At 52.9% G+C, this 20,749-nt stretch carries 18 protein-coding genes and 1 tRNA gene; 11 read left to right on the forward strand and 8 right to left on the reverse strand.

Translation table 11 applies throughout. The annotated features are described in order from the left end of the window. Position 1: 1 nt before the first annotated feature. The 3 genes from OGV79_RS20830 to OGV79_RS20840 all read right to left on the reverse strand — a co-directional run bounded on the left by OGV79_RS20830 (position 2) and on the right by OGV79_RS20840 (position 3,527). On the reverse strand, positions 2 to 1,699 hold the full coding sequence (locus tag OGV79_RS20830) for a ParB N-terminal domain-containing protein (protein WP_195296443.1): 1,698 nt from the start codon (positions 1,697 to 1,699) through the stop codon (positions 2 to 4). 266 nt (positions 1,700 to 1,965) lie between these two features. Then, positions 1,966 to 3,243 (reverse strand): tyrosine-type recombinase/integrase, encoded by a 1,278-nt coding sequence (locus OGV79_RS20835; protein WP_200076066.1) that lies wholly within the window; start codon positions 3,241 to 3,243, stop codon positions 1,966 to 1,968. A 199-nt stretch (positions 3,244 to 3,442) separates the two neighbouring features. Beyond that, a tRNA-Leu gene (locus tag OGV79_RS20840) sits at positions 3,443 to 3,527 on the reverse strand. 201 nt (positions 3,528 to 3,728) lie between these two features. Between OGV79_RS20840 and ahr the strand changes: the two genes are divergently transcribed. Further along, complete coding sequence (ahr, locus tag OGV79_RS20845) at positions 3,729 to 4,748, forward strand: NADPH-dependent aldehyde reductase Ahr (RefSeq protein ID WP_200076067.1); 1,020 nt, start codon at positions 3,729 to 3,731, stop codon at positions 4,746 to 4,748. A gap of 135 nt (positions 4,749 to 4,883) precedes the next feature. Beyond that, the gene (locus OGV79_RS20850; RefSeq protein WP_286468891.1) at positions 4,884 to 6,386 is read left to right on the forward strand and encodes a helicase HerA-like C-terminal domain-containing protein; all 1,503 of its coding nucleotides are present in this window, start codon (positions 4,884 to 4,886) and stop codon (positions 6,384 to 6,386) included. A 78-nt stretch (positions 6,387 to 6,464) separates the two neighbouring features. On the opposite strand, the gene lptG is transcribed toward OGV79_RS20850, so the two are convergent. From lptG to ytgA, 3 genes are all read right to left on the reverse strand, one after another. Then, positions 6,465 to 7,547 carry an LPS export ABC transporter permease LptG gene (gene lptG / locus OGV79_RS20855; protein ID WP_012134314.1) on the reverse strand — a complete coding sequence of 361 codons (1,083 nt, stop codon included), beginning with the start codon at positions 7,545 to 7,547 and terminating at the stop codon, positions 6,465 to 6,467. Next, positions 7,547 to 8,647: an LPS export ABC transporter permease LptF gene (gene lptF, locus OGV79_RS20860; protein WP_012134315.1), complete on the reverse strand. Its 1,101-nt coding sequence runs from the start codon at positions 8,645 to 8,647 to the stop codon at positions 7,547 to 7,549. Before lptF ends, lptG begins: the two co-directional genes overlap by 1 nt. Before the next feature lie 62 nt (positions 8,648 to 8,709). After that, positions 8,710 to 8,760: a protein YtgA gene (gene ytgA, locus OGV79_RS20865; protein WP_211180521.1), complete on the reverse strand. Its 51-nt coding sequence runs from the start codon at positions 8,758 to 8,760 to the stop codon at positions 8,710 to 8,712. Between the two features lie 153 nt (positions 8,761 to 8,913). Here ytgA and pepA point away from each other — a divergent pair, with 153 nt between their 5' ends. From pepA to OGV79_RS20885, 4 genes are all read left to right on the forward strand, one after another. Beyond that, positions 8,914 to 10,425, forward strand: coding sequence for a leucyl aminopeptidase (gene pepA / locus OGV79_RS20870; protein ID WP_200076069.1), 1,512 nt, complete (start codon positions 8,914 to 8,916; stop codon positions 10,423 to 10,425). A 128-nt stretch (positions 10,426 to 10,553) separates the two neighbouring features. After that, positions 10,554 to 10,997: a DNA polymerase III subunit chi gene (holC, locus tag OGV79_RS20875; RefSeq protein ID WP_071257400.1), complete on the forward strand. Its 444-nt coding sequence runs from the start codon at positions 10,554 to 10,556 to the stop codon at positions 10,995 to 10,997. Then, positions 10,997 to 13,852: a valine--tRNA ligase gene (locus tag OGV79_RS20880; RefSeq protein ID WP_200031131.1), complete on the forward strand. Its 2,856-nt coding sequence runs from the start codon at positions 10,997 to 10,999 to the stop codon at positions 13,850 to 13,852. The genes holC and OGV79_RS20880 overlap by 1 nt, the downstream gene beginning before the upstream one ends. A gap of 198 nt (positions 13,853 to 14,050) precedes the next feature. Then, positions 14,051 to 14,554 (forward strand): GNAT family N-acetyltransferase, encoded by a 504-nt coding sequence (locus OGV79_RS20885; protein WP_286468895.1) that lies wholly within the window; start codon positions 14,051 to 14,053, stop codon positions 14,552 to 14,554. 65 nt (positions 14,555 to 14,619) lie between these two features. Here the strand turns inward: OGV79_RS20885 and rraB are convergent, their stop codons facing one another. Then, on the reverse strand, positions 14,620 to 15,045 hold the full coding sequence (gene rraB, locus OGV79_RS20890) for a ribonuclease E inhibitor RraB (RefSeq protein ID WP_047459344.1): 426 nt from the start codon (positions 15,043 to 15,045) through the stop codon (positions 14,620 to 14,622). 99 nt (positions 15,046 to 15,144) lie between these two features. Here rraB and argL point away from each other — a divergent pair, with 99 nt between their 5' ends. Next, on the forward strand, positions 15,145 to 15,240 hold the full coding sequence (gene argL / locus OGV79_RS21755) for a putative translational regulatory protein ArgL (RefSeq protein ID WP_373271748.1): 96 nt from the start codon (positions 15,145 to 15,147) through the stop codon (positions 15,238 to 15,240). Beyond that, entirely contained in the window at positions 15,210 to 16,214 is a 1,005-nt protein-coding gene (argF, locus tag OGV79_RS20895; RefSeq protein WP_012134329.1) for an ornithine carbamoyltransferase, read from the forward strand. The genes argL and argF (OGV79_RS20895) overlap by 31 nt, the downstream gene beginning before the upstream one ends. A gap of 80 nt (positions 16,215 to 16,294) precedes the next feature. On the opposite strand, the gene OGV79_RS20900 is transcribed toward argF (OGV79_RS20895), so the two are convergent. Beyond that, positions 16,295 to 16,747 (reverse strand): YhcH/YjgK/YiaL family protein, encoded by a 453-nt coding sequence (locus tag OGV79_RS20900; RefSeq protein ID WP_049010330.1) that lies wholly within the window; start codon positions 16,745 to 16,747, stop codon positions 16,295 to 16,297. Between the two features lie 676 nt (positions 16,748 to 17,423). On the opposite strand from OGV79_RS20900, the gene arcA reads away from it, so the two are divergent. The 3 genes from arcA (at position 17,424) to argF (OGV79_RS20915) (ending at position 20,704) form a co-directional block, all read left to right on the forward strand. After that, entirely contained in the window at positions 17,424 to 18,644 is a 1,221-nt protein-coding gene (arcA, locus tag OGV79_RS20905; RefSeq protein ID WP_012134333.1) for an arginine deiminase, read from the forward strand. A 10-nt stretch (positions 18,645 to 18,654) separates the two neighbouring features. After that, positions 18,655 to 19,587, forward strand: coding sequence for a carbamate kinase (gene arcC, locus OGV79_RS20910; protein ID WP_012134334.1), 933 nt, complete (start codon positions 18,655 to 18,657; stop codon positions 19,585 to 19,587). Between the two features lie 112 nt (positions 19,588 to 19,699). After that, a complete protein-coding gene (gene argF, locus OGV79_RS20915) occupies positions 19,700 to 20,704 on the forward strand; it encodes an ornithine carbamoyltransferase (protein ID WP_012134335.1) in 1,005 nt (334 codons plus the stop codon). Positions 20,705 to 20,749: the final 45 nt, after the last annotated feature.

Below are 20,749 nucleotides of genomic sequence, written 5' to 3' on the forward strand. Positions count from 1 at the left end.
ATTATTTCTTCGCTTGCCTATAAAGCCGAACCTGTGGCAATTGTTCTGGACTGTCTCTATATTCTGTCCATAACTCAGACCATTTAGCTCTAATGCCAGTTGAGTCTTTTTTTACTCCAGTGAGTTCCCAATCACGATCAAAGTATTTTGGGTTAACCCCCTCTAACCATTCATCAATGACATTATTTATCTGTTCTTCATTCTCTAAAGTAATTCTTGCAATACAAAGATATCTAAAAAAATCAGCAGCAAGAATTGTTAAAGATATCTTGTTAAATAAATTGGAACGGCGAGTGTTCCCCCAATAATTATATCGTGAATCATCTGTTGTCTCACCGAATATATCACGAACCCTAGTCCAAAATATAACAAAGAATTTTTTCCAAACTCCATCTAAAGCACGCCATTTTTCATACGCATCTTCAAAATTATCAGACTCAACTAAGCTGGAATTTACTAGGAATTTCTCTCTCCAGCTTTTAGCATAATCAACTTTTGCGTGAAATAAACTGCCGCCATTTAGATTTCTAAAGATCTGAATAAGGGACCCCATTACATTCCATTGCAGAAGATCTTTCTTGTCAGACGGCATACCTCTTTCAACAAGTCCACAAAATGGGCTATCAGGGTTACGAGCAGCCCAGGTTATTGCTCTCGCTTCTTCAAGTAAAATACCTGAATCTCTTAGCCTATTGTTAACCGACCCCATCTCTTCATCAGTTAAAGAAGTAGATATTATTGTACCAAGTAATGATTTTCCAATAGGAGTAGCTTTTTGATTTATCACCACAAACTGAAACACTTGTTCTTTGGGATCATCATCCATCAATAGTGATACTGGCAACTTCCTTGAAATTATTCTGAGAACATCTTTTTCGACCTCTTTTGGATCTTCTCCAGACATAACTCTATCAGCAACCATACTGATATATTCATCACTCTGGATATGATGTTTTGCAGCGAGAATGGCTCCTTTCAACCGATGCTGTCCATCTACCAGAGTTACAGGTAAAAGAAATGAGAGTAAAGCATCACGATCAAATCCTAAGAAGTCATCCATCCCTGATAAGAGCATAGGGTCTATATCTTTAAGAATTTCATGTCTTATTACTACATCGCGTAAAAATTCATGTAAATGTGTTTCCTCTAGAATAACTGCTTCAGCTTCTGCTTCAGTTTCGACTTCAGCTTCCACTTCATCACATGAATCCGCAACAATAATGTCGCTGTCTATTTGCCGTGAAAGCTGTCCTTTCAACTTCTCAAATAAAGCATAATCTATAGGTTGATTATACTTACCCAGCCTGTTTTCCAAAGATTTTCGAAGCAAAGTAAATAAGAATAAATAATCTGCAGTATAAAGATCAGGAAAACTAATCTTTAGCTTACCTAAAATTGAACCATATTCGGCCTTAAATTCTACTTTTCCGCCTTCTACTCCCCGTAATGCACATATTAAGCTATTCTGTATTACGTTATTTTCATTCAGATAAAAACGCCTGATTTGTTCTAATCTAGCTCTATTTTCAACCCGCTGAAAGCCTGAGCTCTCGGCTCCATCTGGTTGGAAAGTTTTCTTTTGCGGAACACCAGCCCAAATTTCGATATCCATAGCCGGGGCTCCAAATAACACTATTGGTTTGCTGGTCTCCGTTTGATGCAAAATCACTGCATCGTATTCAAAGTCTAATGTCTTCATTATTGTCCCTCAAAGCCGTAAACTTGCATCAAATAGCTTTACGCTGCTACCAGCTTACAAATGACAAGATACTCTTTGCATATCTTATAGGATAAAATTTTATCCTACACTATCATGAACATAACAGAAAGCTCACACATCAATCTTTTGAATTAAATCCAACTTCGCTGATGCCTACTTGATGTTTTAATATGAAATTAGTCCATACCAAAATTTAAAAGGTAGCGACTATCAAAAGAGGTATACAAGATGTTAGGCCTAGTTCATTATATGATATTTGTACCGGTTTTTCGCTTCAGTTTCCCAAAATCGAAAGGGCTAACCCCTTCATTTCTATTCATATCTAGATAATCCGCCCACCACTGTAACATCAACCTTCTCTCATCCAAGTGCTCAGCCTTATGAATGTAAGCTGCTCTCACAGAATTTCGCTCCATATGACTCATTTGACGCTCTACCGCATCCCTCGACCACAATCCAGATTCAATCAACGAGCTACATGCCATAGTCCTGAAGCCATGCCCACAAACCTCCACCTTAGTGTCATACCCCATAACCCGCAGCGCCTTGTTCACTGTGTTTTCACTCATCGGTTTACGAGGGTTATGATCGCCAACGAAAACAAAATCACGATCGCCACTAATCTTGTTAACCTCTTTGAGGATTGCTAACGCCTGGCTAGATAGCGGCACTAAGTGAGGTGTACGCATTTTAGAACCACGTTGCGAATGCTTAACACCTTCTATAGCTTCTCGTTCTGCCGGGATTGTCCACATTGCCGTTTCAAAATCTATTTCGGACCAACGAGCAAAGCGCAATTCGCTAGAGCGAATGAATATCAATAAGGTGAGTTCAACGGCCAAACGGGTCAACGGGCGTCCCGTGTAACCGTCAATTCGGTAGAGTAGTTCAGGTAGACGTTTCAGCTCAAGTGCAGGACGATGGACACGATTACTGGAAGCAACTGCGCCAGCCATCTCTTGGGCCGGGTTATAATCAATCAAGCCACTTTGAACGGCATATCGCATGATTGCTGTGGTTCGCTGCTGAAGGCGAGAAGCGACTTCAAGGCGGCCTGTAGCCTCAACGACTTTAATGGGTGTAAGGAGGTCGCGAGTTTTTAGCTCTTCGATACTACGGTTGCCAATTGCGGAAAACAGATTATCTTCCAGGCTTTTCAGCACTCGCCGACTGTGTTCCTCTGTCCATTTTTTATTTGCTGCGTGCCACTCTCTGGCAACTGACTCAAAGGTAATAGCCTCTTTCGCCTGCTCTTCTTTCACTGCACGTTTGTGTTGACGGGGATCGATTCCTGCAGCAACAAGCTTTCTGGCCTCTTCTCTTTTTTGACGAGCATCAGCCAGTGACGTTTCAGGGTAAACCCCAAACGCCATCAGGTGCTGCTTACCCCCAAAGCGAAAACGGAACCGCCAATATTTTGAGCCGTTAGGGTGAATAAGCAAAAACATGCCATCCCCATCGACAAGGGTGTATTCCTTTTCCTGCGGTTTTGCAGAACGCGCTTTGATATCTGTCAGAGCCATAAAAGTTCTCCTTCCATGCGCCGCTATGAGTATACAACCATTATCGAACCAGCATATATACTCGGTTCTATACTCACAAGCAACTTGATGTGGGTTGACTCAGATTGACTTCTGTTGAAAGGAAAATCGCGGAAAGCCTTGTGTAGCGCGGATTTCAGGCACAAAAAAAGACGCCCGTTGACGTCTATTGATGTTCCGATGGTGCCGAAGGCCGGACTCGAACCGGCACGTATTTCTACGGTTGATTTTGAATCAACTGCGTCTACCGATTTCGCCACTTCGGCACTGAAGAGGTATGCGGAAAACGTTGTGGATTATACCTGTCACACGCCACCATGCAAGCGGTAGCATATGCCCGGCTCGCTAAGTGTTGAAAAAATCAGCACAACCCCACGGCTGGCACCTCCTTAACCCCTCCTTCTGCGAAGCGACTCCGTTTCCCATGCTCTACACTTCCAGTTCAACACCACACTGAGGGAAACACGATGTCTATTATAAAAAGCTATGCCGCAAAAGAGGCGGGCAGCGAACTTGAACTCTATGAATATGATGCGGGTGAACTCAAGCCGGAAGATGTTGAGGTACAGGTAGATTACTGCGGTATCTGCCACTCCGATCTGTCGATGATCGACAACGAATGGGGCTTTTCTCAGTATCCGCTGGTTGCCGGGCATGAGGTGATTGGCCGCGTCGTGGCACTCGGCAGCGCCGCGCAGGATAAAGGTCTGAAGGTAGGTCAACGCGTCGGGATTGGCTGGACGGCGCGCAGCTGTGGGCACTGCGATGCCTGTATCAGCGGCAATCAGATTAACTGTCTGGAAGGATCGGTGCCGACCATCCTCAATCGCGGCGGCTTTGCCGAGAAGCTGCGAGCAGACTGGCAATGGGTGATCCCGCTTCCAGAAAGCATCGATATTGGATCCGCAGGCCCTCTGTTGTGCGGCGGCATCACCGTCTTCAAACCGCTGCTGATGCACCACGTTACCGCCACCAGTCGCGTTGGGGTGATCGGTATCGGCGGCCTCGGCCATATCGCCATTAAGCTACTGCACGCGATGGGCTGCGAGGTTACCGCATTCAGCTCCAGTCCGGCCAAAGAACAGGAAGTGCTGGCGATGGGCGCCGATAAAGTGGTCAACAGCCGCGATCCAGAGGCGTTGAAAGCGCTGGCAGGTCAATTTGATCTCATCATCAACACCGTCAATGTCGATCTCGACTGGCAGCCTTACTTCGAAGCGCTGGCCTATGGCGGCAACTTCCACACCGTTGGCGCGGTGCTGAAGCCGCTACCGGTTCCGGCGTTTACCCTGATTGCAGGCGATCGCAGCATCTCCGGTTCGGCAACCGGTACGCCGTATGAACTGCGCAAGTTGATGAAATTTGCCGGGCGCAGCAAGGTCTCGCCGACGACCGAGCTGTTCCCAATGTCGCAAATCAACGAGGCCATCCAGCACGTTCGTGACGGTAAAGCTCGCTACCGTGTGGTACTGCAAGCCGACTTTTAATTGCCTTCACCGGGCGGCATTCGCTGCCCGGTTTTGCTCCCCCTTTTGGAATTCTTCTCGCAATCTCCGCAATTTAGCGGTGAAGAGTACGCCGCAGTTGCCTATACTCCAGGCAGGATAAATGGAGAAAATCTCATGAGTGCACCCCTGTTAATTGCCCGCACGCTGGAAAGCGAACTGTTCCTGTTGCCGGGCATGACCAACCGTCACGGGCTGATTACCGGCGCAACCGGAACCGGCAAAACGGTTACCCTGCAAAAACTGGCTGAGTCCCTATCAGACATCGGCGTTCCGGTATTTATGGCGGATGTGAAAGGTGACTTAACCGGCGCCGCGCAGGAAGGCGAACCTTCTGAAAAACTGCTCGCACGGCTGAAAAATATCGGCATCACCGACTGGCAACCGCACGCTAATCCGGTGGTGCTGTGGGATATTTTTGGCGAAAAAGGTCATCCACTACGGGCGACCGTCTCCGATCTTGGGCCGCTATTGCTGGCTCGCCTGCTGAACCTGAACGAGGTGCAGTCCGGCGTACTGGATATTATCTTCCGCATCGCCGATGACCAGGGGCTGTTGCTGCTGGACTTTAAAGACCTGCGGGCGATCACGCAGTATATCGGTGATAATGCCAAATCCTTCCAGAACCAGTATGGCAATATCAGCAGCGCATCGGTCGGGGCGATCCAGCGCGGGTTGCTGTCGCTGGAACAGCAAGGCGCGGCGCACTTCTTCGGCGAACCGATGCTGGACATCAAAGACTGGATGCGTACCGATGCCAACGGCAAAGGCATTATCAACATCCTCAGCGCCGAAAAACTCTACCAGATGCCCAAACTGTATGCCGCCAGCCTGCTGTGGATGCTCTCCGAACTGTATGAGCAACTGCCGGAAGCGGGCGATCTGGAAAAACCGAAGCTGGTGTTCTTCCTCGACGAAGCTCACCTGTTGTTCAATGACGCTCCGCAGGTGCTGCTGGATAAAATCGAACAGGTTATCCGCCTGATTCGCTCCAAAGGCGTGGGCGTCTGGTTCGTCTCACAGAACCCTTCCGATATCCCGGACAACGTGCTCGGTCAGTTAGGCAACCGCGTACAGCACGCCCTGCGCGCTTTCACCCCCAAAGATCAGAAAGCGGTGAAAGCCGCCGCGCAAACCATGCGGGCGAATCCGGCGTTTGATACCGAGAAAGCGATTCAGGAACTGGGCACTGGCGAGGCGCTAATCTCCTTCCTGGATGCCAAAGGCAGCCCATCAGTGGTTGAACGAGCGATGGTCATCGCGCCGTGCTCACGCATGGGGCCGGTGACGGACGATGAGCGTAACGGGCTTATCAATCACTCCTCGCTGTACGGCAAATATGAAGACGAAGTCGATCGCGAATCGGCGTATGAAATGTTGCAAAAAGGCGTTCAGGCCACCACCGAGCAGCAAAACAATCCGCTAGCAAAAGGCAAAGAAGTCGCCGTTGATGACGGAATTCTTGGCGGGCTGAAAGAGATATTGTTTGGCAGCACCGGGCCACGCGGCGGCAAACGTGATGGCGTGGTGCAGAGCGTCGCCAAAAGCGCAGCGCGTCAGGTAACGAACCAAATTATCCGGGGGATGTTAGGTAGCCTGATGGGCGGTAGAAAACGCTAGCAGAAGGAATCCTGGTTTGCTAAGCGCAGCGCCTGATGGCGCTGCGCCGTATCCAGCCAACAACGAGAGAGATCGATTTTACGACTTACGCATCATCAGCCAGAGGCTAATCAAGAAGAACGAGGCGCTTGGCAGCAGCGCGCCGATAATCGGCGGAATGCCATAAACCAGCGTCAGCGGGCCGAAAATCTGGTCCAGAACGTAGAAGACGAAACCAAAGCTGATCCCGGTCACCACACGCACGCCCATTGGCACGCTACGCAGCGGGCCAAAAATGAACGACAGTGCCATCAACATCATTACCGCCACGGAAAGCGGCTGGAAGATTTTACTCCACATATTGAGCTGATAACGTCCGGCGTCCTGGCCGCTCGACTTCAGATACTTCACATAGTTATGCAAGCCGCTGATGGAGAGCGCATCCGGGTCCAGCGCCACCACGCCCAGTTTGTCCGGCGTGAGGTTGGTTTTCCAGGTGCCGCTCACGGTCTGCGAACCGGTGATCTGTTTCGGGTCTTTCAGGTCAGACTCGTCCACCTGCGACAGACGCCAGACCTTGTTGTCTGCGTCGAACTTCGCAGACGCGGCATAACGCACTGACTGTAAGCGACGCTGATCGTTAAAGGCGTAGATGCTAATGCCCGCCAGCTCTTCGTCGCCCTTCACCCGCTCGATATAGACGAAATTGTTGCCATCTTTCGCCCACAGGCCTTGCTGAGTAGAGAGCAGCGAACCGCCGTACATTGCCTGCGCACGGTAGTTACGCGCCATCTGCTCGCCCTGCGGAGCGACCCATTCACCGATGGCCATTGTCAACAGCACCAGTGGAATGGCGGTTTTCATCACCGACAGCGCCACCTGCATCCGGGTGAAACCCGAAGCCTGCATCACCACCAGTTCACTGCGCTGCGCCAGCATCCCCAGCCCCAGCAGCGCACCAAGCAGCGCCGCCATCGGGAAGAAAATCTGCACATCTTTCGGCACGCTGAGCAGGGTATACATCCCCGCGCCCAGCGCATCGTAGCTCCCCTGCCCGGCTTTTTTGAGCTGGTCAACAAACTTGATGATGCCGGAGAGCGACACCAGCATGAACAACGTCATCATGATGGTGGTGAAAATGGTTTTACCGATATAGCGGTCAAGTACACCAAACGGCTGCATTATACCGCTCCTTTACGCAGAAGACGGGCGCGCAGGCGGCGTACCGGCACCGTATCCCAAAGGTTCAGACCAACCGCCAACGCCAGATAGATCAGGTTGACCGCCCACATCCAGATAACCGGGTCCAGTTTGCCCTTACCGCCGTTTGATTTCAGGGAAGTTTGCAGGAGGAAGAACAGCAGATACAGCAGCATAGCTGGCAGCATCGACAGCACGCGCCCCTGTCGCGGGTTAACCACGCTCAGCGGTACAACCATCAGCGCCATCATAAATACGGTGAATACCAGCGTAATACGCCAGTGCAGTTCCGCACGGGCGCGATTGGTATCGGTCTGCCACAGCGTGCGCATATCCATCTGATCGGTATCGTTCGGGTCCAGCGCAACGGCCTGATGACCAATAATCGCCTGATAGTTCTGGAAATCGGTGATGCGGAAGTCACGCAGCAGGGCAGTACCTTCAAAGCGCGTCCCTTTGTTCAACGTCACAACCTGGGAGCCGTCGCGCAATTGCGTCAGATGTCCAGAATCGGCCACCACCACAGAAGGACGGGCGTTGCCTTTCGGGCGGATTTGCGCAAGGAATACATCTTTAAAATCGCTGCCGTCAACGCTTTCAATAAACAGCACGGCGCTGCCATTGGTCGCCTGCTGGAACTGCCCTTGCGCCAGCGCGGCCATGCCAGGATTGGCTTTTGCTTCCGCCAGTACCTCATCCTGGTGTCTGGATGACCAGGGCCCCGCCCACATGACGTTGACAGCGGCGACGACGCCGGTAAACAGCGCCAGCACCATCGCGGCTTTCACCAGCACAGCCCGGCTCAGACCACAGGCATGCATGACCGTTATTTCGCTTTCGGTATACAGTTTGCCCAGCGTCATCAACAGCCCGAGGAACAGGCTTAATGGCAGGATGAGCTGCGCCATTTCCGGCACGCCCAGCCCCAGTAGCGAGAGCACCAGATTTGCCGGAATGTCACCGTCAACCGCCGCCCCGAGGATCCTCACTAGCTTTTGACAAAAGAAGATCAAAAGCAGGATGAAAAGAATCGCCAGTTGGCTTTTGAGCGTCTCCCGCACCAGATATCTTATGATTATCACTTTAAATACGCCCGTAAAAACTCGTCTTTTGCAGGAATTTAGCTTGTTTCATGGCTTAAACGTCATTTATTCTCTTGAGTCGTCGAAATCGTCGCTAAAATTATTATACTCAGCGGATTCGCCACTCAGAACGCGTTCTGACGTGCCAATGCCGTAATAACGTTAAGATTAACACGAAGTCACCGCAACTGCGGACATGAGTTACGAAAGCTTGCAATTCTAACTGTAGCCGCCGCCGTTGTCTTTAAGATTCAGGAGCGTAGTGCATGGAGTTCAGTGTAAAAAGCGGTAGCCCGGAGAAACAGCGGAGTGCCTGCATCGTCGTGGGCGTCTTTGAACCACGCCGCCTTTCTCCGATTGCAGAACAGCTCGATAAAATCAGCGACGGGTACATCAGCGCCCTGCTGCGTCGTGGTGAACTGGAAGGAAAACCGGGGCAGACCCTGTTGCTGCACCATGTTCCTAACGTTCTTTCCGAGCGAATCCTCCTCATTGGTTGTGGTAAAGAGCGCGAGCTCGATGAGCGCCAGTACAAGCAGGTCATTCAGAAAACCATCAATACGCTGAATGACACCGGCTCAATGGAAGCAGTCTGCTTCCTGACCGAACTGCACGTCAAAGGCCGCAACAACTACTGGAAAGTACGTCAGGCTGTCGAAACGGCCAAAGAGACGCTGTACAGCTTTGATCAACTGAAGACCAACAAGAGCGAGCCGCGTCGCCCGCTGCGTAAAATGGTCTTCAACGTGCCGACCCGCCGCGAGCTGACCAGCGGCGAGCGTGCGATCCAGCACGGTCTGGCGATTGCCGCCGGGATTAAAGCGGCGAAAGATCTCGGCAATATGCCGCCGAATATCTGTAATGCCGCCTACCTGGCCTCTCAGGCGCGCCAGTTGGCCGACAGCTACAGCAAGAACGTCATCACCCGCGTCATCGGCGAACAGCAGATGAAAGAGCTGGGTATGCACTCTTATCTGGCGGTCGGTCACGGTTCGCAGAACGAATCGCTGATGTCGGTTATCGAATACAAAGGCAACCCGTCCGAAGACGCGCGTCCGGTTGTGCTGGTCGGCAAAGGGCTAACCTTTGACTCCGGCGGCATCTCCATCAAGCCTGCCGAAGGCATGGACGAGATGAAGTACGATATGTGCGGCGCGGCGGCAGTGTACGGCGTGATGCGCATGGTCGCGGAACTTCAGTTGCCGATTAACGTCATCGGCGTGCTGGCAGGCTGCGAAAACATGCCTGGCGGGCGAGCGTACCGTCCGGGCGACGTGCTGACCACCATGTCCGGCCAGACGGTAGAAGTGCTGAACACCGATGCCGAAGGCCGCCTGGTACTGTGCGACGTGTTAACCTACGTTGAGCGTTTTGAGCCGGAAGTGGTGATTGACGTCGCGACCCTGACGGGCGCCTGCGTGATTGCGCTGGGCCATCACATCACCGGTCTGATGTCGAACCACAATCCACTGGCGCATGAGCTGATTAGCGCGTCCGAACAGGCGGGCGACCGCGCATGGCGCTTGCCGTTGGGCGATGAGTTCCAGGAACAGCTGGAGTCTAACTTTGCGGATATGGCGAACATCGGCGGCCGTCCTGGTGGTGCTATCACCGCCGGTTGCTTCCTGTCGCGCTTTACCCGTAAGTACAACTGGGCGCACCTGGACATCGCCGGCACCGCATGGCGTTCCGGTAAAGCGAAAGGCGCAACCGGTCGTCCGGTGGCGTTGCTGTCGCAGTTCCTGCTCAATCGCGCGGGTTTTAACGGCGAAGAGTAAGTTTGCATGATTGCCGGATGGCGACGCATATGCGCCTTATCCGGCCTACATGGAGTATTTAACCGTAGGCCGGATAAGCGTAGCGCCATCCGGCTTCGCATTTAAATTCACCACAAGAAGCCCCATATATGAAGAATGCAACGTTCTATATTCTGGACAATGACACCACCGTTGATGGCCTGAGCGCCGTTGAACAACTGGTGTGCGACATTGCCGCAGAACGTTGGCGCAGTGGTAAACGCGTGCTGATTGCCTGTGAAGACGAAAAACAGGCCATCCGTCTGGATGAAGCGCTGTGGGCAAGACCGCCGGAGAGTTTTGTCCCGCATAATCTGGCGGGAGAAGGTCCGCGCGGCGGCGCGCCGGTGGAAATCGCCTGGCCGCAAAAACGCAACAGCAGCCCGCGTGATATTCTGATCAGCCTGCGTACTGGCTTTGCAGATTTTGCCACCGCTTTCACAGAAGTGATAGACTTTGTCCCTTACGAAGAAACTTTGAAACAACTGGCGCGCGAACGCTACAAAGCCTACCGCGTGGCTGGTTTTAACCTGAATACGGCAACCTGGAAATAATGGAAAAGACATATAACCCACAAGATATCGAACAGCCGCTTTACGAGCACTGGGAGCAGCAGGGCTACTTTAAGCCGAATGGCGATGAAAGCCAGGAAAGCTTCTGCATCATGATCCCGCCGCCAAACGTCACCGGCAGTTTGCATATGGGTCACGCCTTCCAGCAAACCATCATGGATACCCTGATCCGCTATCAGCGCATGCAGGGTAAAAACACCCTGTGGCAGGTCGGTACTGACCACGCAGGGATCGCTACCCAGATGGTGGTTGAGCGCAAGATTGCCGCAGAAGAGGGGAAAACCCGCCACGACTATGGCCGCGATGCCTTCATCGACAAAATCTGGCAGTGGAAAGCGGAATCCGGCGGCACCATTACCCGTCAGATGCGCCGTCTGGGCAACTCCGTGGACTGGGAGCGCGAACGCTTCACCATGGACGAAGGTCTTTCCAATGCCGTGAAAGAAGTGTTTGTCCGCCTGTACAAAGAAGATCTGATTTACCGTGGCAAGCGCCTGGTCAACTGGGACCCGAAACTGCGCACCGCGATCTCTGACCTGGAAGTGGAAAACCGCGAGTCCAAAGGCTCTATGTGGCACATCCGCTATCCGCTGGCTGACGGTGCGAAAACCGCAGACGGTAAAGATTACCTGGTGGTCGCCACCACCCGCCCGGAAACCCTGCTGGGCGATACTGGCGTGGCCGTCAACCCGGAAGATCCGCGTTATAAAGATCTGATTGGCAAATTCGTGGTGCTGCCGCTGGTGAACCGTCGTATTCCGATCGTGGGCGACGAGCATGCCGACATGGAAAAAGGCACCGGCTGCGTGAAGATCACCCCGGCGCACGACTTTAACGACTATGAAGTGGGCCGTCGTCATCAGCTTCCGATGATCAATATTCTGACCTTTGACGGCGATATCCGTGAAAGCGCGGAAGTGTATGACACCAAAGGCGAAGAGTCCGACGTTTACTCCAACGAAATCCCGGCTGAGTTCCAGAAACTGGAGCGCTTTGCCGCGCGTAAAGCAGTGGTTGCCGCTATCGATGCCCTCGGCCTGCTGGAAGAGATTAAACCGCACGACCTGACCGTTCCTTACGGCGACCGTGGCGGCGTGGTTATCGAACCAATGCTGACCGACCAGTGGTACGTACGTGCTGACGTGCTGGCAAAACCGGCAGTGGAAGCGGTAGAGAATGGCGATATCCAGTTCGTGCCAAAACAGTACGAAAACATGTACTTCTCCTGGATGCGTGACATTCAGGACTGGTGTATCTCCCGTCAGCTGTGGTGGGGCCACCGCATCCCGGCATGGTACGACGACGCGGGCAACGTCTACGTTGGCCGTAGCGAAGACGAAGTGCGTCAGGAAAACAACCTGGGCGCCGACGTTGCGCTGCGTCAGGACGACGACGTACTGGACACCTGGTTCTCTTCCGCACTGTGGACTTTCTCTACTCTCGGCTGGCCGGAAAACACCGACGCGCTGCGTCAGTTCCACCCGACCAGCGTGATGGTCTCCGGTTTCGACATCATCTTCTTCTGGATTGCCCGCATGATCATGATGACCATGCACTTCATCAAAGATGAAAACGGCAAGCCGCAGGTACCGTTCAAGACCGTCTATATGACCGGTCTGATTCGCGATGACGAAGGCCAGAAGATGTCCAAATCCAAGGGTAACGTTATCGACCCGCTGGATATGGTTGACGGCATTTCCCTGCCGGATCTGCTGGAAAAACGTACCGGTAACATGATGCAGCCGCAGCTGGCTGAGAAGATCGCCAAACGTACCGAGAAACAATTCCCGGACGGCATTGAGCCGCACGGTACTGACGCCCTGCGTTTCACCCTGGCGGCGCTGGCCTCTACCGGCCGCGACATCAACTGGGATATGAAGCGTCTGGAAGGCTACCGTAACTTCTGTAACAAGCTGTGGAACGCCAGCCGCTTTGTGCTGATGAATACCGAAGATCAGGATTGCGGCTTCAACGGCGGCGAGATGACCCTGTCACTGGCAGACCGCTGGATACTGGCGGAGTTCAACCAGACCATCAAAGCGTACCGCGAAGCGCTGGACAGCTTCCGCTTCGATATCGCAGCGGGCATTCTGTACGAGTTCACCTGGAACCAGTTCTGCGACTGGTATCTGGAGCTGACCAAGCCGGTCATGAACGGCGGCTCTGAAGCAGAACTGCGCGGCACCCGCAACACGCTGGTCACCGTGCTGGAAGGTCTGCTGCGCCTGGCGCATCCGATCATCCCGTTTATCACCGAGACTATCTGGCAGCGTGTGAAAGTGATTTCCGGCATTACCGCCGACACCATCATGCTGCAACCGTTCCCGCAGTACGATGCCTCCCAGGTGGATGAAGCCGCGCTGGCCGATACCGAATGGCTGAAGCAGGCGATCGTTGCCGTACGTAACATCCGTGCGGAAATGAATATCGCGCCGGGCAAACCGCTGGAACTGCTGCTGCGTGGTTGCAGCGAAGAGGCGATTCGCCGCGTGAACGACAACCGCAGCTTCCTGCTGAACCTGGCGCGTCTGGAAAGCATCACCGTGCTGCCAGCCGATGACAAAGGTCCGGTTTCCGTGACGAAGATTATCGATGGCGCCGAACTGCTGATCCCGATGGCGGGGCTGATTGACAAAGAAGCCGAGCTGGCGCGTCTGGCGAAAGAAGTGGCGAAGGTCGAAGCTGAAATTGGCCGCATTGAAGGCAAGCTGGCGAACGAAGGTTTTGTCGCCCGCGCACCGGAAGCGGTGATCGCCAAAGAGCGTGAGAAGCTGGAAAACTACGCGGAAGCGAAAGCGAAGCTGATTGAACAGCAGGCAGTTATCGCGGCGCTGTAAAGATCGTGCCTGACTGTTTGCCGGATGGTGCTACGCTTATCCGGCCTACAGGCATCTTCAGCGCATCCGACACCACAGACGATAAAAGCCTCTGACGCACTCGCTAAGAGGCTTTTTATTGAATTATCCTCGCTTGCACTCCCCCTCCCCGCAGTGTTATTAACTGCATATGTTCCACGTTTCTGTCATGAGTTCGCTATGAGTGTCATTACCTCTGTCCCGGCAACGTTGCGTCGTCTTACCGCTGACGATAACGCCGCTATCGCCCGCGTCATCCGCCAGGTTTCCGCTGAATACGGCCTGACCGCTGATAAAGGCTATACGGTTGCCGATCCTAATCTGGATGAATTGTTCCAGGTTTACAGTCAGCCAGGCGCGGCCTATTGGGTCGTCGAGCAGAACGGTCAGGTGGTGGGCGGCGGCGGCGTGGCGGCGTTAGGCTGTAGCGAACCGGATATCTGCGAACTGCAAAAAATGTACTTTTTGCCGACGGTACGCGGCCAGGGGCTGGCGAAGAAACTGGCGCTGATGGCGCTGAAGCACGCGCGTGAGCAGGGGTTTAAACGCTGCTACCTGGAAACCACCGCATCCTTACGCGAAGCGATTGGCCTGTATGAACATCTGGGATTTGAGCATATCAGCGAACCGCTGGGCTGCACCGGGCATGTTGACTGCGAAGTCCGCATGCTGAAAACGCTGTAAGTCACCCACGGGCCGGATAAGGCGACGCCATATCCGGCAATTTATGCAAACATTCTGCTTCTGAGTTAGTGGCGTACGCCGTCATCGTCTTCGTCGACGTAATCTTCATCGTCGCCGTCTTCACCCTCTTCGCCGTTCGGATCTTCGAAGTACGTACCCCAGCCGTCATATTCCACGTCAAATTTCTCAGCCAGGTTCATCAGTTGTTCAACCTGAGCATCAATCAGATCGGCATTCAGCGCACATTCGCTGAGGATATCGCAGCAAATCACCGTATCGCCTTCTTCCACTTCCAGCTCTTCTGGCTCGGTCACTTCATAACCGAGTTTGAACGCTTCTACGGCTGCTTTTTCCAGCGTTTCGAAGTCGTCAGCGGAAAAGTGATGCTCGATAGTGTACAGCGCATCTGGATCGCTGCCATCTTCAAGTAATTCTTCAATAATCAGCCGCGTCTCTTCACGCTGCTCTTCCAGTAGTTCCGGGTTTGCCATGGCTCGTTCCTCATAAATGTCCTGCCGATACTCTTATTGTCACACACCGCTGTCATTGCCTCCACCTTTCCAGGAAAGATTTGTTAAATGGGGTTGCAAATGAATAATCATCCATATAAATTGAATTTTAATTCAACAAATGGCCTTTGCCATGTGAGGGAACCATGTCTACGTTTTATCAGAAACATTTTTTGAAATTACTCGATTTCACCTCCGCTGAACTCACCGCTCTGCTGCAACTCGCCGCCAAACTGAAAGCCGACAAGAAAAACGGCGTAGAAGTCGCCAGACTGACCGGCAAAAACATCGCGCTCATCTTCGAAAAAGACTCGACCCGCACCCGATGCTCTTTCGAAGTTGCCGCATACGATCAGGGCGCTCGCGTAACGTACCTTGGGCCAAGCGGCAGCCAGATTGGGCATAAAGAGTCAATTAAAGACACCGCCCGCGTGCTGGGACGCATGTATGACGGTATTCAGTACCGCGGCCACGGCCAGGAAGTGGTAGAAACGCTGGCGGAATATGCAGGCGTTCCCGTGTGGAACGGGTTGACCAACGAGTTTCACCCCACGCAGCTGCTGGCGGATTTGCTGACCATGCAGGAACATCTGCCGGGCAAAGCCTTCAATGAGATGACGCTGGTTTACGCTGGCGATGCGCGTAACAACATGGGAAATTCCATGCTGGAAGCCGCCGCGCTGACAGGGCTGGATTTACGTCTGGTGGCTCCGCAGGCCTGCTGGCCGGAAGCGAGCCTGGTCGCAGAGTGCAAAGCGCTGGCGCAAAAGAACGGCGGCGATATTACGCTGACTGAAGATATCGCAGCGGGTGTGAAAGGCGCGGACTTTATCTATACCGACGTATGGGTGTCGATGGGTGAAGCAAAAGAGAAATGGGCGGAGCGTATCGCACTGCTGCGTCAGTATCAGGTAAACAGCGCAATGATGGCGCAGACCGGTAATCCTCAGGTGAAGTTTCTGCACTGCCTGCCCGCATTCCACGATGATCAGACCACGCTTGGCAAGAAAATGGCCGAAGAGTTCGGTTTGCACGGCGGGATGGAAGTGACCGATGCGGTGTTTGAATCTCCGGCCAGCATCGTGTTTGACCAGGCGGAAAACCGGATGCACACCATCAAAGCGGTGATGGTGGCGACGCTGGCAAAATAACGATTACGTCTTATCCGGCCTACAGATCGTGTTCCCGTAGGCCGGGTAAGACGTTTTGCGTCGCCACCCGGCAATACAACTTACTCGACCAGCAGCTTAACAACCGCTTTGCGTACCTGAGCTGGCGCCCCTACGGCGCACAGCGGCTTATGGACTTCCCCCGGGTAAAAGACCACAAAATCTCCTTCATTAAGGATCACCGTTTTCTCCTCTGCCCCTTCAGGCAAAAACGCGATGTCTTTATCCGCCAGCCAGTCAGTTTCTGGCGCGCCCGCAGGCTGGGTGCTGAAGGTCATTCCTTCCTGCCCCTTTAATACGATCTGAATATCAAGATAGCGCGCGTGATACTCCGCACGACGCTTTTCAAACGGCTCGGTCATGTCTTCCGAAACCAGATAAAACAGGCGATTGCCGTCGATATCATGCTTGCCCTTTGCCGTTTCATCCGTCACATGCGCTTTAATATGTTCAATGGCCTGACGCAGCACGTCCGGCAGCCAGGGTTGCAGATTGTGGATATTACCAACGATCATCACAGACTCCTTAAATAAAACAACGTTTCATTTTTATGGTTATACGAAAAAAACCGCTGCCATACCACTTCTATTTCACGATGTTTTGCGTCAGCGCATGTTTATCGCTGAAGATGTTGCCCGACTGTTAATCGTCATCGAAGATTATGCATATCCTTTGCATAACTTTCCCCCTCCATTTTACAGCAAAAATCGTAATATGCTGTTATAAAAGGGTTTATCAGAAAAACATCTTGTTGATCACACTTCCTTTTCCCTGCATAACCTGCATTTATCACCATAGTTATTTTATGATTTACGTTAAGGTAAAAATAATAAAATAACCCTCCCGCATACCTATGCACAGACAAAAATAAAACATCATAAAATCAACAAGATAGAATTAAATAATAAATTTAGATCATCTACAAATAATTAACAAAAAAGAATAACAAGACATTTTATTGCGTAGTAATTCAGTTATTACTCTCTTTATTTTTCAATTTCTCTGACCTTGCTCATATATTAAATAAGAAAAATTAAATATCCCTTCCGATGTGAAACACATCACATTATCAGACCGAATTAGAATCAATGATGATTTCCGAAAATTAGCTGAACAGTAATGACTGCAAACAATTTAATTATTTGCAGCCACCACTTCTTTATTCCTGAAAATTGAGTAAAAGGTATCGTGATGGAAAAACATTATGTCGGTTCTGAAATCGGTCAATTACGTAGTGTGATGTTACACCGCCCTAATCTCAGTCTGAAAAGACTGACGCCGTCAAATTGCCAGGAGCTGCTTTTTGATGACGTTCTGTCGGTGGAACGCGCAGGCGAAGAGCACGATATTTTCGCTAATACGTTACGCCAACAAGGCATAGAGGTGTTGCTGCTAACCGACCTGCTGACGCAAACACTGGATGTTATCGAAGCCAAAACCTGGCTGCTGGAAACACAAATCTCCGACTATCGCCTGGGCCCGACGTTCGCGGCGGATATTCGCGCCTGGCTGGCGGATATGCCGCATCGGGAATTAGCGCGCCATTTAAGCGGTGGGCTGACATATGGCGAAATCCCCGCCTCGATTAAAAATATGGTGGTTGATACACACGATATTAATGACTTTATTATGAAGCCATTACCCAATCACTTATTTACCCGCGATACCTCATGCTGGATATATAACGGCGTGTCGATCAACCCAATGGCAAAAACAGCGCGCCAGCGTGAGACCAATAATCTGCGGGCAATTTATCGCTGGCATCCACAATTTGCAGATGGCGAATTTATTAAATATTTCGGCGACGAAAACATTAATTACGACCATGCCACGTTAGAAGGCGGAGACGTGCTGGTTATTGGTCGCGGCGCCGTGCTGATTGGCATGTCTGAACGTACCACCCCGCAGGGGATCGAGTTCCTCGCCCAGTCGCTGTTTAAACATCGCCAGGCCGAGCGCGTCATCGCCGTTGAGTTGCCAAAACACCGTTCCTGCATGCACCTCGATACCGTCATGACCCATATCGACATCGACACCTTCTCCGTCTACCCGGAAGTGGTTCGCCCGGACGTCCAGTGCTGGACCTTAACACCGGACGGGCGCGGCGGGCTGAAGCGTACCCAGGAAAGCACGCTGGTACACGCCATCGAAAAAGCCCTCGGCATTGATCAGGTGCGTTTGATCACCACTGGCGGCGATGCCTTCGAAGCCGAACGTGAGCAGTGGAATGACGCCAATAACGTTCTCACCCTGCGCCCCGGTGTGGTGGTCGGCTACGAGCGCAACATCTGGACCAACGAAAAATACGACAAAGCGGGCATCACCGTTCTGCCCATTCCTGGCGATGAACTGGGACGCGGACGCGGCGGCGCGCGCTGCATGAGCTGCCCGCTGGAACGCGACGGCATTTAAGGAAGCGATTATGGACAACAAACCCACTCTGGTTGTCGCACTGGGCGGCAATGCGCTGCTCAAACGCGGCGAACCGCTGGAAGCGGATATCCAGCGCAAAAACATCGATCTGGCGGCAAAAACCATCGCCCAACTGACGCAACAGTGGCGCGTGGTGCTGGTACACGGCAACGGCCCGCAGGTTGGCCTGCTGGCGTTACAGAACAGCGCCTATGACCGCGTCACCCCCTACCCGCTCGATATTCTCGGCGCGGAAAGCCAGGGGATGATCGGCTACATGCTGCAACAGTCGCTGAAAAACCAGCTTCCGCAGCGTGAAATCAGCGTCCTGCTCACTCAGGTGGAGGTGGACGCCGACGATCCGGCATTCCGCAACCCAACCAAATATATCGGCCCGGTTTATGACGGCGACCAGGCCAACGCGCTACAGGCGGAAAAAGGCTGGATTTTCAAAGCCGACGGAAAAGCGTTTCGCCGCGTAGTGCCTTCGCCACAGCCCAAACGCATCGTTGAGAGCGACGCGATCCGCGCCCTGATCGCCCGCGACCATCTCGTGATCTGCAACGGTGGCGGCGGCGTGCCGGTAGTGGAAAAAGCCGATGGTTTTCATGGCATTGAAGCGGTGATCGACAAAGACCTCTCTGCCGCTCTGCTCGCCAGTCAAATCCACGCGGACGCGCTGCTGATCCTGACCGATGCCGACGCGGTGTACCTCGACTGGGGCAAGCCGACCCAACGCCCGCTGGCTCAGGTAACGCCGGAACTGCTCAGCGAAATGCAGTTCGATGCCGGTTCGATGGGGCCGAAAGTCACCGCCTGCGCCGAGTTTGTCAGCCACTGCCAGGGGATTGCCGGCATCGGTTCACTGGCCGACGGCCCGGCCATTCTCAGCGGTGACAAAGGCACCCTGATTCGACCCGAAACCGTCGATTACGACGCATAAGTCAATTTCTGCCGGATGGCGGCGGCACCTTATCCGGCCTACAGCACGCGCATAACCGTAGGTCTGACAAGCGCAGCGCCATCAGGTAATTCATTTTAACAAGGACACTGTAATGGCTACTTCACTGAAAAATCGCAACTTTCTTAAACTGCTCGACTTCACTCCGACGGAGATCCAGTACCTGATCGATCTGGCCATCGAGCTGAAAGCGGCAAAAAAAGCCGGACGCGAGAAGCAAACGCTGGTCGGTAAAAACATCGCGCTAATTTTCGAAAAAACCTCCACCCGCACCCGCTGCGCGTTTGAGGTCGGCGCATTCGATCAGGGCGCACAGGTGACCTATCTCGGGCCAAGCGGCTCGCAGATTGGGCATAAAGAATCCATGAAAGATACCGCCCGCGTGCTGGGCCGGATGTATGACGGCATTGAGTATCGCGGTTTTGGTCAGCAGATCGTTGAAGAACTGGGACAGTACGCGGGCGTACCGGTGTGGAACGGCCTGACCGATGAATTTCACCCTACGCAGATCCTCGCCGACCTGATGACCATGCTGGAACATGCGCCGGGCAAAACGCTGCCTGAACTCAGCTTCGCTTATCTCGGCGACGCCCGCAATAACATGGGCAATTCGCTGATGGTCGGCGCGGCAAAAATGGGGATGGACATCCGCCTGGTCGCGCCGAAATCCTTCTGGCCGGACGACGCACTGGTGGCGCAGTGTCGCGACATCGCCAGCGTCACCGGCGCGCGCATTACGCTAACCGAGGACGTGGAGGAAGGCGTTTATGACGTGGATTTCCTCTATACCGATGTCTGGGTGTCGATGGGCGAACCAAAAGAGGCGTGGGCGGAGCGCGTCAGCCTGATGAAGCCATACCAGATCAACCAGCAGGTCATCAACGCCACCGGCAACCCCAACGTGAAGTTTATGCACTGCCTGCCCGCCTTCCACAACGAGCACACCAAAGTGGGCCGCGAAATCGAGGCCGCCTATGGCCTGAAAGGACTGGAGGTGACGGAAGAGGTGTTCGAGTCAGCCCACTCCATCGTGTTTGACGAAGCAGAAAACCGTATGCACACCATTAAAGCGGTCATGGTGGCGACGCTCGGCGACTAACCCCTCCGGGCATGTGCCGCCTGACGACGCATGCCCGTGTTATCT

It is taken from the genome of Citrobacter sp. CK185, assembly GCF_030333565.1.
GTDB classification, from domain to species: domain Bacteria; phylum Pseudomonadota; class Gammaproteobacteria; order Enterobacterales; family Enterobacteriaceae; genus Citrobacter_B; species Citrobacter_B koseri.

What these genes read in the sequence shown, in the direction of transcription:
- OGV79_RS20900 (WP_049010330.1), bottom strand. Translation starts at nt 16,747, where the DNA reads ATGATCGTTGGTAATATCCACAATCTGCAACCCTGGCTGCCGGACGTG.
- OGV79_RS20850 (WP_286468891.1), top strand. Translation starts at nt 4,884, where the DNA reads ATGAGTGCACCCCTGTTAATTGCCCGCACGCTGGAAAGCGAACTGTTC.
- OGV79_RS20835 (WP_200076066.1), bottom strand. Translation starts at nt 3,243, where the DNA reads ATGGCTCTGACAGATATCAAAGCGCGTTCTGCAAAACCGCAGGAAAAG.
- holC (WP_071257400.1), top strand. Translation starts at nt 10,554, where the DNA reads ATGAAGAATGCAACGTTCTATATTCTGGACAATGACACCACCGTTGAT.
- argF (WP_012134329.1), top strand. Translation starts at nt 15,210, where the DNA reads ATGTCTACGTTTTATCAGAAACATTTTTTGAAATTACTCGATTTCACC.
- OGV79_RS20830 (WP_195296443.1), bottom strand. Translation starts at nt 1,699, where the DNA reads ATGAAGACATTAGACTTTGAATACGATGCAGTGATTTTGCATCAAACG.
- arcC (WP_012134334.1), top strand. Translation starts at nt 18,655, where the DNA reads ATGGACAACAAACCCACTCTGGTTGTCGCACTGGGCGGCAATGCGCTG.
- argL (WP_373271748.1), top strand. Translation starts at nt 15,145, where the DNA reads ATGAATAATCATCCATATAAATTGAATTTTAATTCAACAAATGGCCTT.
- arcA (WP_012134333.1), top strand. Translation starts at nt 17,424, where the DNA reads ATGGAAAAACATTATGTCGGTTCTGAAATCGGTCAATTACGTAGTGTG.
- OGV79_RS20885 (WP_286468895.1), top strand. Translation starts at nt 14,051, where the DNA reads ATGAGTGTCATTACCTCTGTCCCGGCAACGTTGCGTCGTCTTACCGCT.
- OGV79_RS20880 (WP_200031131.1), top strand. Translation starts at nt 10,997, where the DNA reads ATGGAAAAGACATATAACCCACAAGATATCGAACAGCCGCTTTACGAG.
- rraB (WP_047459344.1), bottom strand. Translation starts at nt 15,045, where the DNA reads ATGGCAAACCCGGAACTACTGGAAGAGCAGCGTGAAGAGACGCGGCTG.
- ahr (WP_200076067.1), top strand. Translation starts at nt 3,729, where the DNA reads ATGTCTATTATAAAAAGCTATGCCGCAAAAGAGGCGGGCAGCGAACTT.
- pepA (WP_200076069.1), top strand. Translation starts at nt 8,914, where the DNA reads ATGGAGTTCAGTGTAAAAAGCGGTAGCCCGGAGAAACAGCGGAGTGCC.
- lptG (WP_012134314.1), bottom strand. Translation starts at nt 7,547, where the DNA reads ATGCAGCCGTTTGGTGTACTTGACCGCTATATCGGTAAAACCATTTTC.
- argF (WP_012134335.1), top strand. Translation starts at nt 19,700, where the DNA reads ATGGCTACTTCACTGAAAAATCGCAACTTTCTTAAACTGCTCGACTTC.